This window comes from Hyphobacterium sp. (genome assembly GCF_965229905.1).
GTDB lineage: Bacteria > Pseudomonadota > Alphaproteobacteria > Caulobacterales > Maricaulaceae > Hyphobacterium.
Window position 1 is genome coordinate 87,653 of sequence record NZ_OZ245930.1, and the last position, 17,202, is coordinate 104,854.

The 17,202-nt window shown below is 60.9% G+C and carries 15 protein-coding genes and 1 tRNA gene; 10 read left to right on the forward strand and 6 right to left on the reverse strand.

What is annotated here, in order from left to right; genetic code table 11:
• The 5 genes from ACO08C_RS00515 to ACO08C_RS00535 all read right to left on the reverse strand — a co-directional run bounded on the left by ACO08C_RS00515 (nt 1) and on the right by ACO08C_RS00535 (nt 6,785).
• Entirely contained in the window at nt 1-2,070 is a 2,070-nt protein-coding gene (locus tag ACO08C_RS00515) for a 3-hydroxyacyl-CoA dehydrogenase NAD-binding domain-containing protein (RefSeq protein WP_421786573.1), read from the reverse strand.
• Nucleotides 2,067-3,296 (reverse strand): kynureninase, encoded by a 1,230-nt coding sequence (kynU, locus tag ACO08C_RS00520; protein WP_421788738.1) that lies wholly within the window; start codon nt 3,294-3,296, stop codon nt 2,067-2,069. The genes ACO08C_RS00515 and kynU overlap by 4 nt, the downstream gene beginning before the upstream one ends.
• Entirely contained in the window at nt 3,296-3,931 is a 636-nt protein-coding gene (gene kynB, locus ACO08C_RS00525; protein WP_421786574.1) for an arylformamidase, read from the reverse strand. Before kynB ends, kynU begins: the two co-directional genes overlap by 1 nt.
• A gap of 2 nt (nt 3,932-3,933) precedes the next feature.
• A complete protein-coding gene (locus ACO08C_RS00530; protein WP_421786576.1) occupies nt 3,934-4,779 on the reverse strand; it encodes a tryptophan 2,3-dioxygenase in 846 nt (281 codons plus the stop codon).
• A 134-nt stretch (nt 4,780-4,913) separates the two neighbouring features.
• The gene (locus ACO08C_RS00535) at nt 4,914-6,785 is read right to left on the reverse strand and encodes a M2 family metallopeptidase (protein ID WP_421786578.1); all 1,872 of its coding nucleotides are present in this window, start codon (nt 6,783-6,785) and stop codon (nt 4,914-4,916) included.
• Between the two features lie 285 nt (nt 6,786-7,070).
• On the opposite strand from ACO08C_RS00535, the gene ACO08C_RS00540 reads away from it, so the two are divergent.
• From ACO08C_RS00540 to ACO08C_RS00555, 4 genes are all read left to right on the forward strand, one after another.
• Entirely contained in the window at nt 7,071-9,215 is a 2,145-nt protein-coding gene (locus ACO08C_RS00540; RefSeq protein WP_421786580.1) for a reprolysin-like metallopeptidase, read from the forward strand.
• A 164-nt stretch (nt 9,216-9,379) separates the two neighbouring features.
• Nucleotides 9,380-9,802 (forward strand): DUF2147 domain-containing protein, encoded by a 423-nt coding sequence (locus ACO08C_RS00545; protein WP_421786582.1) that lies wholly within the window; start codon nt 9,380-9,382, stop codon nt 9,800-9,802.
• 142 nt (nt 9,803-9,944) lie between these two features.
• The gene (locus ACO08C_RS00550) at nt 9,945-10,709 is read left to right on the forward strand and encodes a VOC family protein (RefSeq protein ID WP_421786584.1); all 765 of its coding nucleotides are present in this window, start codon (nt 9,945-9,947) and stop codon (nt 10,707-10,709) included.
• 40 nt (nt 10,710-10,749) lie between these two features.
• Nucleotides 10,750-11,475, forward strand: a complete 726-nt coding sequence (locus tag ACO08C_RS00555; protein WP_421786586.1) for a hypothetical protein — start codon at nt 10,750-10,752, stop codon at nt 11,473-11,475.
• A 191-nt stretch (nt 11,476-11,666) separates the two neighbouring features.
• On the opposite strand, the gene ACO08C_RS00560 is transcribed toward ACO08C_RS00555, so the two are convergent.
• A tRNA-Ser gene (locus ACO08C_RS00560) sits at nt 11,667-11,754 on the reverse strand.
• Nucleotides 11,755-11,900: 146 nt separating this feature from the next.
• Between ACO08C_RS00560 and ACO08C_RS00565 the strand changes: the two genes are divergently transcribed.
• The 6 genes from ACO08C_RS00565 (at nt 11,901) to ACO08C_RS00590 (ending at nt 17,178) form a co-directional block, all read left to right on the forward strand.
• Entirely contained in the window at nt 11,901-12,695 is a 795-nt protein-coding gene (locus tag ACO08C_RS00565; protein WP_421786588.1) for a septal ring lytic transglycosylase RlpA family protein, read from the forward strand.
• Nucleotides 12,696-12,775: 80 nt separating this feature from the next.
• Complete coding sequence (locus tag ACO08C_RS00570; protein ID WP_421786590.1) at nt 12,776-13,918, forward strand: D-alanyl-D-alanine carboxypeptidase family protein; 1,143 nt, start codon at nt 12,776-12,778, stop codon at nt 13,916-13,918.
• Nucleotides 13,918-14,550, forward strand: coding sequence for a dTMP kinase (tmk, locus tag ACO08C_RS00575; protein WP_421786592.1), 633 nt, complete (start codon nt 13,918-13,920; stop codon nt 14,548-14,550). The genes ACO08C_RS00570 and tmk overlap by 1 nt, the downstream gene beginning before the upstream one ends.
• A complete protein-coding gene (locus tag ACO08C_RS00580) occupies nt 14,543-15,541 on the forward strand; it encodes a DNA polymerase III subunit delta' (RefSeq protein WP_421786593.1) in 999 nt (332 codons plus the stop codon). Before tmk ends, ACO08C_RS00580 begins: the two co-directional genes overlap by 8 nt.
• A 3-nt stretch (nt 15,542-15,544) precedes the next feature.
• A complete protein-coding gene (locus ACO08C_RS00585) occupies nt 15,545-16,330 on the forward strand; it encodes a TatD family hydrolase (protein ID WP_421786595.1) in 786 nt (261 codons plus the stop codon).
• The gene (locus tag ACO08C_RS00590; protein ID WP_421786597.1) at nt 16,327-17,178 is read left to right on the forward strand and encodes an MBL fold metallo-hydrolase; all 852 of its coding nucleotides are present in this window, start codon (nt 16,327-16,329) and stop codon (nt 17,176-17,178) included. Before ACO08C_RS00585 ends, ACO08C_RS00590 begins: the two co-directional genes overlap by 4 nt.
• Nucleotides 17,179-17,202 lie beyond the last annotated feature (24 nt).

The following is a 17,202-nucleotide window of genomic DNA, read 5'->3' on the forward strand; positions in this document are numbered from 1 at the left end:
TTACCCTTTTTTCCAGTCCCGGAATGTTCCGCCGTTCGACGCCAGCTGGGCGATCAGCGGCGCCGGCGTCCACCATTTCTCGCCGTGCGTGTCGCGGTAAAGGCGGATGCGTTCCAGCACATGATCGAGGCCCAGCTCGTCTGCATAGAACATCGGCCCGCCGCGATAGCGCGGAAAGCCGTAGCCATTGGCGTAAACGACGTCGATATCGCTGGCGCGCTGCGCGATCCCTTCGGCAAGGATGTGGGCGCCTTCATTGATCAGAGCGAGCAGGCAGCGCTCCACGATTTCCTCGGCCGGCACCTCGCGGCGCGTGATGCCGTGTTCATGCGCGAGCGCGTCGATAATGGCGTCCACTTCGGGGTCGGGCTGCGGCCGGCGATCGCTCTCGGCATAGCGATAGATGCCAGCGCCGGTCTTCTGACCTTTGCGGCCCATTTCGACGAGCCTGTCCTGCAGGACGGAGGCGAGAGGCTCATAATCCTCGCCGGCGGTCATGGAGCGGCGATTGTCATAACCGATATCGAGCCCGGCGAGATCGGCCATGGCGAGCGGTCCCATGGGCATGCCGAACCCATAAAGCGCCTTGTCGACATCTTGGGGCGCAGCGCCCTCCATCATGCAAAGCCCCGCCTCGCGGCCATAGCCTTTCAGCATGCGATTGCCGATGAAGCCGTGGCAGACGCCGGACACAACCGGCACCTTGCGGATGCGGCGGGCGGCATCGAGCGCGGTGGCCAGGGTTGCATCGCTGGTTTTGGCAGCGCGCACGATTTCCAGCAGGCGCATCACATTGGCGGGCGAGAAAAAATGCAGTCCGAGAACGCGCGACGGGTCTTTTGTGGCGGCTGCGAGAGCATCGATGTCGAGATAGGAGGTGTTGGTGGCGAGGATGGCGTCGGGTCGGGCAATAGCGTCCAGTTCGGTAAATACGGACTGCTTGACGTCCATGCGTTCGAACACCGCTTCGATAATGAGGTCGCAAGCGGCGAGGCCGTACCAGTCGTCGGCCGGCTGGATGCGGTCGAACCGGTCCAGCGCTTCGGCTTCGCTCATCCGGCCCTTTGCAGCGGAAGCGAGATAGAGGCTGCGGATGCGTTCCAGCCCGGCTTTCAGCGCGTCGGCGTTCACATCGTGCAGGCGCACGGCAAAACCGGCATTGGCAAAGGCCATGGCGATACCGCCGCCCATCGTACCGGCACCGACGATACCGACAAGGCCGATCGGTTTGGGCTGGGCGTCGAGCCCGTCCACCTTGGCCGAGAGGCGTTCGGCAAAAAAGAGATGGCGCATGGCGCGCGCCTGTGGCCCGTTGAGCAGCTCCATGAAGAGGGTGCGTTCCTTGCCGAGTGCCGCATCGAAATCGAGTTCGGCCGCGGCCAGCACGGCCTGAGTAGCATTCTCGACCGCCTTCTGACCGCGGCGGGACTTGCGCGCCACAGCCAGCACCGCGTCGAGGTCAGACTTGTCGTATGCCGGGACGGGCAAATCACGGACGCGGCGCTTCTGAGTGTGCTCTCGCGCGAAGGCGATGGCATTTTCGAGGATATCACCGTCGGATATCGCGTCGCAAAGTCCGATCTCGACCGCCCTGGCCGCGCCGATCGGCTTGCCGTCGAGCGTCATGCGCAGGGTTTCGGGAATACCGCAGAGGCGCGGCGAGCGTTGTGTGCCGCCAGCCCCCGGGAAGATGCCAAGCTCGATCTCGGGATAGCCAATACGGCCCTTGCGATCGATGAGGCGATAGTCGCAACCCAATGCGGTCTCGAGCCCGCCGCCGAGCGATGTGCCATGCATGGCGGCCGTTACTGCGAGCGGGCAGTGTTCCAAGGCCTCAATCATGTCGAGCAGGGACGGGTCCTTCGGCAATTGGCCGAATTCGGTGATGTCGGCACCGGCAAAGAAGGTCCGGCCATCGCAATGCAGGACAACTGCCATGGCATCGCCGACATCGGCTAGCGCATTGACGACGCCTTCCCTCACGCCATGGCCGAGCGCGTTCACGGGTGGATTGTCAACGCGGATGACGAGCACATCGCCATGGCGCTCTTTGGTCACGATGTCGCTCATGTCACGGCGGCCCTTTGCCTGAATCGGTCCTGATTCCAGCTTTCCGTGGCCAGGATGTCAGTGAGGATCTCGACGGCTTTCGCCACGTCCGCATAGCTGTTGTAAAGCGGGGCAAAGCCGAAGCGCAGAATGTCCGGTGCGCGGAAGTCACCGATCACGTTTCGCGCGATCAGCGCCTGCATGACGGCATGGCCCTCGGTGTGGTGAAAGCTGACCTGGCTGCCGCGTTCGGTAGCATCGGTCGGGCAGGCGGGCCGGATATCGCGTCCGGCGCATTTGTCCCCCACAAGGCGGATGAAGAGATCGCCGAGCGCCGAGGATTTCCGGCGGATATCGGCCATGTCGGCTTCGCAGATGAGGTCGACGCCAACTTCGAGGGCAGCGCAACCGAGAATACCGGGCGTGCCGCACTGGAAGCGGTCAATCCCGGGCGCCGGCTCGTAATCATCGGTAAAGGCGAAGGGGGCCTTGTGACCCAGCCAGCCGGAAAGGGCGGGGAAGACCTTCTCCTGATGCCGCCGGGCAACGAATGTGAATGCCGGGGCGCCGGGGCCGCCATTGAGGTATTTATAGCCGCACCCGATGGCAAAATCGGCCTGGCAGGCATTGAGATCGACCGGCATGGCGCCGCAGGAATGCGAGAGGTCCCAGATCACAGGGATGCCCCGGGCATGGGCGGCGGCGGTAATTCCCGGCATGTCATGCAGGCGGCCGGTGCGGTAATTGGTATGGGTGAGGAGCAGAACGGCGACGGATGCATCGAGCGAGTTGACGATGTCCGCCGTGTCGACCAGCCGGGCCTTGATTCTGTCCGGCGCGATCGCCGCCAGGCCTTCCATCATGTAGGCGTCGGTCGGGAAATTCCCGGTTTCCGACAACAGGGTGTGGCGCTCCGAATTTAGTTGAAGAGAAGCACTCAGACACTTGAATACATTGACTGATGTTGTATCGCCAACGATCACTTCATCACCGTTCGCGCCGATCAGGCTAGCGATCTTGGCGCCGATGCGGCGGGGCGCGCCGATCCAGTCATTCTTGTTCCAGGAACGGATCAGATCCTGGCCCCATTCGCGCTCGACGACATCGGCCATGCGCGCCTTTGTCGCCTTCGGCAGGCAGCCCAGTGAATTGCCGTCGAGATAGATCAGCCCGTCGGGGGTGTCGAAACGGTCCCGGAAGGGCGCAAGCGGGTCGTCGGCGTCCAGGCGGGCAATATCGTCCTGCATCATGCCGAAATCTCCCTGAGCAGCGCCCGAACAGGGGAAGCGTCGGCCCCGGCGATCTTCAGAGGGGCGGCGATCAGCTCGTAGGGGCCTTCGTCGACATCGTCGAGTACGAGACCTTCCAGGATTGCCATGCCGGCGCGTTTGACCGCGTGGTGAGAATCCAGCGTCTTGGACGTCTCGGGGTCGAGCGAGGGCCCGTCCATGCCGACGAGGCGGACACCGGTATCGGCCAGCATTTCAATGGTTTCCGGGGCGATGGCGGCATAGTCAGATACCCATTCGTCGTGCGGGAAGCGGTCGAACGTACGGAATAGGACCCGGTCGGCGCCATGCGCAGCAGACAAGTTGAAATCCGAGGGTTTCACCGTCTTCGATGCGCCGCGCACGTCAAACACATGGCAAAGGCCGACATAAATGCCGGGATCGACCGCCGCTATGTCGGCGCCGGCTTCGTCATAGTGCAGCGGGGCATCAGCATGCGCACCGCTGTGGGTCGACAGGGTGAGGCGCGAGACATTCACCGGGCAGCCAGGCTCGATATGCCAGGTCCGCTCGAGCGAAAAGCCGGTATCGCCGGGCCAGACCGGCAAAGCCGGCCGTAGGGTCTGGGAAATGTCGATCAGCCGTCCGCCCATGCTTAGAGGCTCGTCCTGACGGTCCAGAGCTCCGGGAAGAAGCGTAAATCCAGGGCTTTGACGAGATAGGAGACGCCGCCCGTGCCGCCGGTGCCGCGGCGATAGCCGATGATGCGTTCGACCGTTTTCATGTGGTTGAAGCGCCATTGCTGGAATTTGTGTTCGACGTCGACCAGCTTCTCGGCGAGTTCGTAAAGTGCCCAGTTCGTCACGGTGTCGGAATAGACCGCCTTCCACGCCGCCTCGACCGCCGCGTTCGGCTCATAGGGTTGCGAAAAATCACGGTCCAGAAGCTCGGCGGGGATATCGAAACCTGCCTTGGCAAGCTGTTTCAGGGTTTCGTCGTAAATGCTCGGCAGGTTGAGATAGTGGTTGACCTTCTCGGCGGCGTCGGTCTTGGCGTGCACACGCGCCATGGCCGGATTTTTGTTGCCCAGACGATATTCCAGCATCCGGTATTGTGCGCTCTGAAAGCCGGAGCTCTGGCCGAGCCTGTCGCGGAATTTGAGGTAATCGGCCGGTGTCATGGTGGCGAGGATGGACCAAGACTGCGTCAGTTGCTCCTGGATACGCGCGATGCGCGACAGCATTTTGAAGGCCGGACCGAACTCCTCGCGTGCAAGACAGTCGATCGCGGCGTCCAACTCGTGAAGACATAGCTTTAGCCAGAGTTCTGACGTCTGGTGGATGACGATGAACATCATCTCGTCGTGCTCGGCGGTCAGCGGAGACTGGGCTTCCAGGATGTCATTGAGCCGCAGATAGGCACCATAAGACAGGCCGCCCTTGGGCGACCAGTGCACGTCCTCGCCGGACAGATCGACGGATGTGCTGATTTTTTCGGCCATGAAATATCCGCTGCTTCGCGTCGGCGGCAGGTTAGACAGTCGCGGCGCAAACCGGAAGCGCTGTTCCGGCGCAAACGACAGTCGGAACCGGGCCGGCCGGCTCGGCCGATCCGGAACCGTTTACAACAAGGCGTTTACCAGCCGCATTGGCGGTCGGCATTTTCTGCTTCGAGATATTCCATCAATGGCGCGAAATAGGCGATGATCGCAGACCCATCCATTTCACGCGTGCCGGTAAAGGCTTCCAGCGCATCCGGCCAGGGCTGCGACAGTCCCATCTCCATCATTGCATTGAAGCGTTCGCCGACTTCCTCATTGCCGTAGATCGAACAGCGATGCAGCGGGCCTTCCCAACCGGCCATCTCGCAGGCCGCCTGGTGGAACTGGAACTGCATGATGAAGCTCAGGAAATAACGCAGATAGGGCGTGTTGTTCGGGATGTGGAATTTGGCGCCCGGATCGAAGGCGTTATCCGGACGCGCTCCGCCCGGCGGAACAATACCTTGATAGCGGGTGCGCAGTTCCCACCAGCTTTCATTATAAGCCTCCGGAGGCGTGTCGCCGCGCAGAACGCCCCAGCGCCATTGGTCCATCATCAGTCCGAAAGGCAGGAAGGCGATCTTGTCGAGCGATTGGCGCATCAGGATGCCAAGATCGGCATCGGCGCTCGGCACTTCGTCAATCAGATCAATTGCCTGCAAGTATTCCGGCGTGATCGACAGGCCGATGAAGTCGCCAATGGCTTCATGGAAACCGTCATGGGCTCCGCCACGGAAGAGGAAGTCCTGCACGGCATAGGCGCGCTGATAGTAATTGTGGCCAAGCTCGTGGTGGATGGTCTGGAAGTCCTCTCCATTCACCTCGGTGCACATCTTGATACGAATGTCTTCTTCCGCGTCGATAATCCAGGCCGAGGCGTGGCAAACCACGTTGCGATCACGCGGCTGCGTGATCAGCGAGCGATCCCAGAATGTCTCGGGCAGGGGGTCAAAGCCCAGTGAGGAGAAGAATGCCTCACCCGTACGGGCCATGTCTTCGGCGGTATAGTTCTGAGCTTCAAGCAGGGCGGTGACGTCGAGACCATCATCGGCAGCGCCTTCCGGCGCCACGAGATCATAGATGTTCGACCATTGCTGGGCCCACATATTGCCCAGAAGATCCGCGCGGATCGGTCCCGTCGCCGGCTGCACGCTATCGCCATATTCCTCGTTCAGGCCAGCGCGGACATGACAGTGCAATTGTTCGTAGAGCGGTTCCACCTGGCCCCAGAGCCGCTCGACCTCGGCCTCCATATCCTCCGGTGGCATGTCGTAATTCGACAGCCACATGTCGGCGAGATTGTCGAAGCCCAACTCGTTGGCGCCTTCATTCGCGATGTCGACCATGCGCGCATAAAGCGGTGCCATGTCGACCGCATTGGTGCGCCAGCCCTGCCAGATATCCTGCAGGATTTCGGGATCGCGCGAGGTCTCGATGATGTTCGACAAGACTTGCAGATCGGCCGGTTCGCCATCCACTTCGTAAGTGCCGGTCGCGTACATCGTGCCGAGCCGCGTGGTGATTTCCGACAGCTCGGTCGCCGCGCCCTCGGCCGAGGGGGCGGGCAGGGTGATGCCGGTGCGCAAAATGTTCAGCTTGCGCTCCATCTCCGGCGGAAGATCGAGATGCGTGTAGCGGGCCGCTTCATTGGCCAGTTCGACGGCGAGTTCGGTCGAGGCGGCACCGGCCCGGGAGGCCAGCCAGTTGGTATCATCGGTGATGAAGTTGGCTTGCACCCAGAACACCCGCGCCGCGTAATTCCAGTCTTCCAGCAAGCGACGTTCGGCGTCGGCCAAAAAGGCTTCCGCATCCGCAACCGTGACATCGGAAGCGGTGTCCTGGGCTGCGTTATCCACGGCAGATTCCGATGTGGAAGTCTCGGATGTTGTTGCGGTTTCTGCCGCCTGAGGCGCACAGCCGCCCAGCAATAAAAGTGTGCTGGCGGTGCCAAGCAGAAATTTTTTCATTCAGGTTTCTCCCGATCAGGGCGTTCGCCCCTGCGAATGGTTACCTACGAAAGGTGTTTCTCCCAGACGCAAAACCAGTGTGGCGGGATTGTCAATTTATTGGGCGCGGACAAGCGCCGATATCAAGACTGGGTCAATGGCTCGAGCAAAAACAAGAGAAAAAAGGCGAAGTCTCGGTAGTTTCACTATCTCTAATCGCAGATTCGCTTTAAGTTATTGGCACCATTTCGCGACGGGATGCTGGTTTTACGCTCGGTTGCGAGCGAACTGCATGGGGAGATTCTAATGAGACAATTGCTGATCGCCGGTTCGATACTGGCCCTAATGCCGGCGACCGCGCTGGCTGACGACATGTTCCGAGGCGTCAGTTCGCAGCTGGCCCATGACGGCCTGATGCGTATCCAATTCGATAATATCGAACCGGGCGTCATGCAGATGGAAGCCGGGGACCGGGTGACATTGAATTTCGGGTCCGGTTTCGAAGCAGAACTGGACCGGATCGGTTTGCAGGAAATGGGATCGCGGGTCTGGGTAGGACGTATCGCCGACCACACAATCCAGAATCGCGTGATCATCACGCAAACCAACGGATATACATTCGGGCAGATACAGGCTCCTGACGGGCTCTACTGGATTTATCCAGGCCGAAACGGTCATGAAATCCTGCGTGTGCCCGAAGATGCTGTCGAAATCGAGTTCGGCGATGACGGGCTCATTCCGACCGGCGACATGCTCGAATTCGTTGCTTCGGAAGGCCATAGCCACAGCCTGCCGGACGTTGGTGAAGCCGTAGCCGTCGGCTCCAACGGCACTATGGATATCGCGGTCTTTTACTCCGACAGCTTCGTAACCCGTTGGGGACTCGCGACCGGTGGCCGTATCCAGTATCTGATGGCGCTGCTCGATCAGGCTTTGATCGATTCCGAGACCGGGCTGCGGGCGCGTCTGGTGCACACCGACAGTGTGAGCATATCGACCGAGACTGCCGAACTTGCGCAAACGCTATACAATTTGACCGGCCTTGCGCCTTCGGGCGAAAGCGTCACCGAGGACCTCAGCGCGCTCCGCACAGCACGTGATACCTATGGCGCGGATCTTGTCGCCATCGTCATGCGGTCCCAAACCGGGCAGAGCAGCTGTGGTGTGGGCTGGGTGAATGGTGGGTCGGATGACGACATATCACCGACCGCCGACGATCATCTCGGCTTCTCGGTTTCGGCCGACTGGATCCGCGATGACGATTTCCCATCCGGCAGCTTCAGCTTCTGTTCGGATTCCACATTCGCACACGAGGTGGGTCACAATATGGGCTTTGCCCACAATGTCGAAGATGCCAGTAGCGGTATCGGTATGGGCGTCCGTGACTATGCGCACGGCCACCGTGTCGATGGCGAATTCCGGACGATCATGTCCTACAACTCCAGCACCGGCGAATCGCGTGTTAACTATTTCTCCAATCCGGACATCACGCTTTGCCCTGGCGGTGCAGCCTGCGGTATCGCGGCGCCCGGCGAAGTAAGCCATAGCGGAATTAATTCTCCGGCCACGAGTGATCCGGCCGACAATGCCCGCGCCGCGCGCGAGGAAAGTCTGAATATCGCCGACTTCCGCGCCGAGGCACCTCGGGTCGTCTCGTCGGTCTTGCCGATTACGCGGACGGTAGAGGTTGGCACAACCGCGACCGCGTTCGCTTCGGTGATCAATCCGGCGGCAACCGGATCAACGGCGACGGCTTGCGGATTGCGTTTGCCGGGAGCCTCCGGTTCGCAGTTCTCGTATCAAACGACGACGTCGGCCAATGCCTTGACCGGCACACCAGACACAACCACCAGCATCGCCGCTGGAGCCACGCAGAACTTCATCTTCAGTGTTACCAGCGCCGCAGCATTCGACGATAATGTCGATCAGCCCAGCGGATTCACCTCTGGGAATAACGAGACCGAGCTTTTCATCGAGGCCTTCTGCGGTAACAGGCGCTCGGCCGAGTACCGGTTGGGTCTGAACTCGCTGACCTTCCGCGCCACGACGTCGGCACCAACGGACATCATCGCCCTGGCCGCCACGCTGGCCGCCAATCCGGGCTATGTCGTTGTGCCGACGACCGGCAATATGGTCGGTGTGTTTTCGGTGGCGATCTCCAATGTTGGCGTCGCCGGATCCGTGACCGTAACGGCCGATACAGGATCGGAGTCGCTAGCGGTCGACGAAATCGAGATCTGCCAGACCGACTCATCCGGAGCGTGCACGGATACCCGTGAGAACAGCAAGACGCTGACTGTCGCGGCCGATGGTACGGCAACATTCGGCATCTTCGTACGGGGAACCGGTGGCGCGATTGCCAATGATCCGGCAGATAACCGCGTCTTCGTGCGGTTTGCGGCCGGCGGCGACCCGGTTGGCGCCACCAGCGTTGCAGTGCGGACAGACTAGGGTCTGCGGTCTGCAAGAGTTGGAAAGCCCGGCGGATTCTCTGCCGGGCTTTTCGCTTTTGTGCTCCGCGGCCTGACCTTTCCGAATATTCACGCCGGTTTATTCTCGGCCTCGGGACGCGGCGGCCGTTCTGAGCTTCGGCTTAGAAGAAGGAACACTGAACCATGAGAAACATCAGCGTCGCCTTGATCGTCGCGCTTTCATTGCCATCCGTTGCACTTGCCAATCCGCACGAGGTATTTGGGCTGTATGCGGTCGAAGACGGAACCTCGCATGTCGAAATTGCCGATTGCGGAGACGGCACGCCCTGCGGAACCGTTGTCTGGATCGATCCAGCTTCCATTGAGAGCGGTCTTTCGCCGGGAGAGGTAATGTCGCCGGCGACCGGAGAGCCGGTCCTCGGCCTGACCATCCTGAGAGGCTTGCGGGAGGCCCGGCGCGACTGGCGGGGCGGAACCATCTACAGCCCGTCGGCCGACCGCAGCTATGGTGCACGGCTGCGCCGCCTCGAGTCCGGATCGCTTGAAGTGAAGGGATGTATCGGCCCTGTCTGTCAGACGCAGATCTGGACTCCCGTCGCACGTTAGGCTGTCTGACAGGCCGGACAGACGGCCTGATCTCCTGGTCAGGATCGGTTATGCGCCGCCGCTGCCCAGTCGATGCGCGCGCTCGTCGATACCGTTCTCGTCGGGACGTAGGAGCATCTGTATGCGAAGGAGGTAACGACTTATGACCCGGCAAGATGCACTCGGCCATGTAGTGTGGCACGATCTCTTCACGCCCGACCTGGAAGCGTCGAAGCGGTTTTACGCTGAGCTTTTCGGTGTGGACTATGTGGTGGAGCATGCGTCTGATTTCACTTGGCATGAGGGGCCGGGCGATTTCACTCTGATACACGCGAATGGCGAAGCGCATGGCGGCATGATCAGCACGCCGGCGGGAACGCCGTCCTACTGGCTGGCCTATGTAATCGTGACGGACGTCGATCAGGCGGCGAAAACCGCCGTCGCGGCGGGAACGTCAATTGTGCGCGAACCGTTCGATGCGCCGGGCGTCGGGAGGAGCTGCGTGCTGCGCGATGCGCATGGTGCGCGCATCTGTCCTTTTGTCGCCGCTCACGGATATCCTCCGCCTAAAGGCTTGTTCGTGTGGGACGAGCTCCGGACGCCGGGCTTGGCCACCGTAGCGCCGATCTATTGTCAGGTTTTTGGCTGGGAGACGGCAGACGCCGCCGAGGCTTTGAGCAGACGGCGGACTGTCTTCCACGCCGCCAATGGCGATGCGGTCGCCGGCGCCGCGCGAGTTAATGAAAACAATTCGCAACCAATCGGATGGACTCCGTTTCTGGCCAAACCAGACCTTGTCCGGGCGGCCGAAAAGGCGGCGTCGCTCGGCGCCAAAATCGCGGGAGATACAATCGAATTGGGCGATGGCCGAGACGGGCGCCTTTTCGTCGATCCGGTTGGCGCGACCTTCGGTGTAACAAGCGTTTAGCCCGTCGCCCATCCGCACACTCACAGAAGGGTTTTCGCAAATGGAAAACTCAGCACCGCAAGCCGACATGCATCCGCAATCGCGCCGACTCTATCGGATCGCGTCGATCTCCGTCGTTCTCTTCGTGATTGTCGGCATGCTCGCCCCGCCACTGATCCTCACGAGTGTCGAGTACGACACGGAACTCCCAGGCAGAGAGCTTCTCGAATTTATCGCCGGGCATCGCAGCTGGTGGATCTGGCTACAAACGCTGACAATGGGCTCCATGGTGTTCCTAATCATTCCACTCATGGCCCTTTATCCGGCTCTGATGCATGGGGAGCGCGCTGTGGCTGGCATCGGCATTGTGCTCGCCATCAGCTGCCAAGTCTTGTTCATGGCGTATTTCCCCGTGGTTAACGGCTTGTTCTATCTAAGCGATCGCTATGTCGAGGCGACTGATCCAGCTTATCGCGCTTCGCTGGTCGGCGGCGCCGAGGCTCTGGTCGCGATGAACAATGTATACGGGACCAGCGACAGCATCTTTGCCATCAGCATCGCGATCATCTCCTACGCGATGCTGAACAGCGTATTCGCGCGCTGGATCGCCTATCTCGGCTTCTTCACCTGTTTGGCTGGCCTGGTGGGCGCCGCGCTGAAAGGACAGCTTGGTATTCTGTACCTCTGGTGGTGGGCTTTCTTCGTCGTCTGGTTTCTAGCGATCGGGGTGAAACTCGCCCAGCTCGGATGGTCACGGTTGAGCAATGGCGACATCAAGGTGCGCTGATACTCGCGCGGCTCGGCTGGTTAGATGCGAGAGCGTATTGGGCGCGCACCATTGCGAAAAGGACTGCCAGACTGAAAGCGCGTTGGGAACCCGCAACGCAATACGCGCTGGACGCGGTACAATAATCCGGATGCCGCAAAGTCATTGGCGCTGAATCGGTGCCGAATGGCGTTCGCACTTCTGTTCCTGCCTGGCGGAGGAGGAGGGATTCGAACCCCCGGAACCTCGCGGTTCAACGGTTTTCAAGACCGCCGCATTCGACCACTCTGCCACTCCTCCGCGAGCGGTTTGCCCTCATAGCGGTCAAGGCGCAGGGGAGGCAACCGCCAATTGCTTACGCTTGCTTCACGGTTTTGGCCTAGCCTTGAACGATCTTGTCCATAAGATGGAGCGTTCAGGTGGCGAGTCATTCACGGAGCCGGATCGTGATTGCAGCACTGGTGTGTGCGACGATACTGGGTGCTTGCTCGACGTCTCCATCTGCTTACGTGGTGCGTGGGATAACGGCAGGAGTTGCCGCGCCGACGGCCGGTCGTTCCACATCGCCAACATCGGGATGGACGGGCGAACAGAAGATCGGGCGTCCCTACACGATCAATGGCCGCACATACGTGCCGGCGCGCGATGACGACTATGACGCAACCGGCATTTCGTCCTGGTACGGGCCGAACTTCCATGGCCGGCCGACGGCCAATGGCGAGATATTCGATCAGAATGCGCTGACGGCGGCGCATCCGACTTTGCCAATCCCGGCGATGATCGAAGTCACCAATCTGGAGAATGGGCGTTCGACTGTTCTGCGATTGAATGATCGCGGACCGTTTGCGCGCGACCGGATTCTAGACGTCAGCCGCGCGGCCGCCGTGGAGCTCGGATTTCTTCAACAGGGCACAGCGCGTGTTCGTGTGCGGTATCTAGGCCCGCCGGAAGGAATCGAGCCGGCCGGCAATGTCGCGGACAGCCGTATCTACACCGTTCAGCAAGGCGATGGCCGGTTCCGGGTTCAAGCCGGGGCTTTTTCACAGCGCGCCAATGCGGAGGCCATGCGCCGGCGTTTGGCCGGTGAAGACGCCACTACCGTCGAAGAGGCGCAAGTCAACGGCCGCAACATCTACCGTGTCTTCGTTGGCGGAGACCTGTCGCGCCGCCAGGCTGATGCGCTGCGCCGAGACCTTGGCCAATTCGGCGTATTCGATGCCACTATTGTGGCGCTGAACTGATACCGGGCTTGCCGCGACGGCGCGCAGGCGTTTCAATCTCCTTCGACATCCCGACGGCTGACTGATTCCGCGATGGAGAGATGCGCGTGCGCCTTTTCGCCTTGTTCCTGTTATTGATTTTTGCACCGGCCGCCGCGAAGGCGCAGGAGTTTCAGACCACGGCCAGTCACGCCGTCATCCTCGATTACGAGACCGGTGAAGTCCTGTTCGATCATAACGCCAATGAGCCGATGCCGCCGGCGTCCATGTCTAAGCTTATGACATTGCTGATGGCGTTCGAAGCGATCGAACGGGGTGCGCTATCGATGGATGACGAGCTTCCGGTGTCGGAATATGCGTGGCGGACCGGAGGCGCGGCGTCGGGATCATCGACCATGTTTCTGGAAGTTAATTCGCGCGCCCGTGTCGACGACCTTCTCCGCGGCATCATTGTCCAGTCCGGCAATGACGCCTGCATCGTTATCGCTGAAGCACTCTCAGGTTCGGAAGAGGCTTTCGCTGCGGATATGACGGCCCGGGCTCGGGAGCTGGGCCTGGAAAGCGCAACGTTTTCCAATTCCACCGGCTGGCCACACCCCAATCAACGGATTTCAGCCGCTGATCTAGCCCGCCTGACCGCCATCATGATCCGTGACTATCCCGATCTCTACGAGATCTTCGCCGAGCGAGAGTTTACCTATAACGGCATCCGCCAATTCAACCGCAACCCGTTGCTCGCCGTGATGCCGTCCGTAGACGGCTTGAAGACCGGTCATACCGAGGAAAGCGGATACGGCCTGGTGGCCTCCGGAGAGCGCGACGGGGTGCGCCGCATCGTGGTCTATAACGGAATGGAAAGCGAACGTGCCCGCGCCTCTGAGGGCGAGCGGCTGATGCGGGCGGCGCTTACCGATTTCGAACTCGTTGAACTGGCGGAGGCAGGCGACATCGTCGGCGAAGCCGGGCTTTTTCTCGGACAGGCCGAGACGGTCCCGTTGGCGGTAATCGAGCCCGTGCGTTTCGGTGTCCATGTCCGCGCGCGGGACAATATTCGCGCTGAAATCGTCTATGACGGGCCGATTGCCGCGCCGGTTTCCGAAGGTGATATTATCGCTGTTCTTGAGGTCTCGGCTCCGGGCATCGAAACGCGCCGGTTCGATCTGGTGGCGGCAGAAAACGCCGGCCGGCAGGGCCTGTTTGGCCGGGCGATCGCGGGACTTGGCCGTCTGTTCGGACTGAATTGATGGCCAAAGGCCTGTTCGTCACGCTCGAAGGCGGGGAGGGCGCCGGAAAATCAACCCTCGCGCGGACCCTGAAAACGGCGCTTGAAGCCGAAGGACGGTCGGTTGTCCTGACACGCGAACCGGGTGGCACACCAGGCGCCGAGCAGATCCGTGATCTGCTCGTGCGCGGCGCGGCAGACCGCTGGTCGCCGATGACAGAAGCCCTTTTGTTCTACGCTGCGCGCGTAGACCATGTCGAAAAAGTGATCCGACCGGCAGTGGCAAACGGGGATATCGTGATCTCCGACCGGTTTGCCGACTCAACGATGGCTTATCAGGGTGCGGCCGGAGGGTTGTCGCTGGACCGGCTTCAAGAATTGCATGCGATTGTCTTGGGGGAATTCAAGCCCGATTTGACGGTGTTGATCGATATTGAACCCGAAACCGGCCTTTCGCGGACCGCCGGCCGGGATGGATCGGAAGCCCGCTTCGAATCCAAAGCCCTGGCTTTTCACGAGCGGTTGCGGGCAGCCTTTCGCGCTCTGGCCGAAGCCGAGCCGGTGCGTTTCGTCTGCTTGGATGGCGATCAGCCGCCGGCCGTTCTGGCCGAGCAAGCGCTGCAGGCTATTCGGGAGCGTTTGGGTCATGGCTGACAGTGACATCGAACCGGACACTGAGCCGGGCTGCGTACCACCGCGGGAGATTACGAGTCTTTTGGGCCATGTTGACGCTGTGCGGGCGTTCGACCAGCTACAGCAGGCCGGTCGTTTGCACCATGCCTGGATGATTGCCGGGCCCAAAGGCGTCGGAAAGGCCAGCCTTGCTTACTATCTCGCCGGAAAGCTGCTGGCGGGCGGCGAGGCAGCGCGTCAGAAAATCCGGGCCCAGGCGCACCCCAATTTGTTGACCATTCGCCGGCCTTGGGACGACAAGCGCAAGCGCTGGAAAGCCGAGATCACAATCGATGAGGTTCGCAAAGTTCCCGAATTCTACTCCCGCAGCGCGGGAGAGGCGGGCTGGCGGATCGCCATCATCGATTCGATGGATGAGCTAAACAATAATGCATCCAATGCGTTGCTGAAAACCCTTGAAGAGCCTCCATCAAAAGGACTGCTCTTTCTACTCACGCATTCCCCCGGCCGTCTTTTGCCGACAGTCCGGTCGCGATGCCGCCGGCTCGACCTTCGCCCGCCGCCTCGTGAAGAGAGCAAGAACTGGCTGGTGGAGCAACACGGTGTGGGACCGGCGGATGCAGACGCCGCGTTGGATATGGCCAATGGTGCCCCCGGACGCGCGCTCGCTTTGGCGCGATCCGGTGCGCTCGGGCTTGAAAAAGATATTGCCGAACTGATGGCGCTTCTTCCGCAATGGGACACCCAGCGTTCCCGGCGATTGGCGGCGAAGGTATCGGTCAAGACCGGCGAAAGCTTGCGGCCGCAATTCTTTTCCGCTCTAACCCGGCTGGCCGCACACCGCGCACGCGAGGCCGCTGCAGCCGGTCAGTCGCCCGATGCCTGGTTGCAGGCCTGGCAGCATCTGAAAGGGCTGGCCAGCGAAGCCGATGACATCTATCTCGATCCGAAACAGGCCGCCCTGGCGGCCCTGGCGCAGATCGAACACGCCGCGCGCGAGGCTCGCCGCTAGTCCATGCTGATCGACAGTCACACAAATCTGCACGGCGAGACCTATGCAGATGATTTGAATGAGGTGATGCAACGCGCTGCGGATGCAGGGGTCGGCGGTATGATCGCGATCTGTTGCCGGCTGACCGATTTCGAGCCGGTCTTGGCGATTGCCGAAGGTTTCGAAAATGTCTGGTGCACGATTGGCGCACATCCCCACCATGCCAAAGATCGTCCGGACATCACCGCGGACGAGCTCTTGGATATTGCGCAACATCCGAAAGTGATTGGAATCGGGGAAACCGGCCTGGATTTCCATTACGGCTATTCGCCGCGGGACGATCAGTTCCAAAGCCTATCAGCGCATGTCGAGGCGGCCCGACGTGGCGATCTGCCCTTGATCCTGCACACGCGCGATGCCGACAACGAAATGGCTGAATTTCTCGAAACCGAGATGGGGAAGGGGGCATTCCGGCCGTTGCTGCACTGCTATACGGGCGGAAATGAGCTGGCCCGGCGGACCGCCCGGCTCGGAGCATATTTTGCGGCTTCGGGCATCATCACGTTCAAGAAAGCTGACGCCGTACGCGAGGTCTTCCGCGATCATATTCCGCAAGACCGCATAATCATCGAGACCGATTGTCCCTATCTGGCGCCGGTGCCGCATCGTGGCAAACGCAATGAACCGGCCTATCTGCCGGACGTATTGACTGGCGTTTGCGAGACGCTCGGCTGGAGCCGCGACGAAGGGGCCCGGAAGACCACCGACGCATTCTTCCGGCTGTTTTCCAAGGCGGAGCGGCCATCATGAGCGAGGACGCGGTCTGGCGCCTGACGATATTGGGATGCGGGTCGTCGGGCGGCGTGCCCCGGCCGGATGGGGATTGGGGTGCATGTGACCCCGGCAATCCGAAAAATCGACGCCGCCGTTGCAGCCTGCTTGTCGAGTATGCGCGTGACGCTGGTCGGTTTGGCAAAGGCGAGCGTACCACCGTCGTTGTCGATACATCGCCTGATTTTCGCGAACAGATGCTATCTGCGGGCGTGAAACGTCTCGATGCGGTTCTTTTCACCCATGATCATGCGGATCAAACCCATGGGATTGACGATCTGCGGCCCTACGTGTTGCGCGCGCGGCAACGCCTTCCTGTCTGGATGATGCCCGAGACAGCTGCCAGCCTGACTGCGCGCTTCAGCTATATCTTTCATTCACGCCCGGGCTCGCCTTATCCCGCCATTCTCGATTTGTGTGAAGTCGACACGGAGCACGAGGTCTTTCACATACCGGGGCCTGGCGGCGACCTTCCGGTCTCCATGGTGCGGCTCGAACACGGCCGGATCCAATCCGCCGGCTTCCGGTTCGGCCCGTTTGGTTACGCTCCGGATGTGAGCGCGATCTCGGATGCGAGCTTTCGACTCTTCGACGGCATCCCGTGTTGGATCATCGATGCGCTTCGCGAGACGCCGCATCCGACTCACGCCAGTGTCAGCGACGCGCTGGAATGGCTCGCGCGCGTCAATGCCGGAAGGGGCGTGTTGACCAATCTCCATGTGGACTTGGATTACGATACGCTTGCGGGAAAGCTGCCTGAAGGTGTCACACCCGCTTATGACGGGCTGACACTGATGGGTCGCAGTAATCATGTTGAGGAACAATAAGATATATAATGTCTCATAATATAC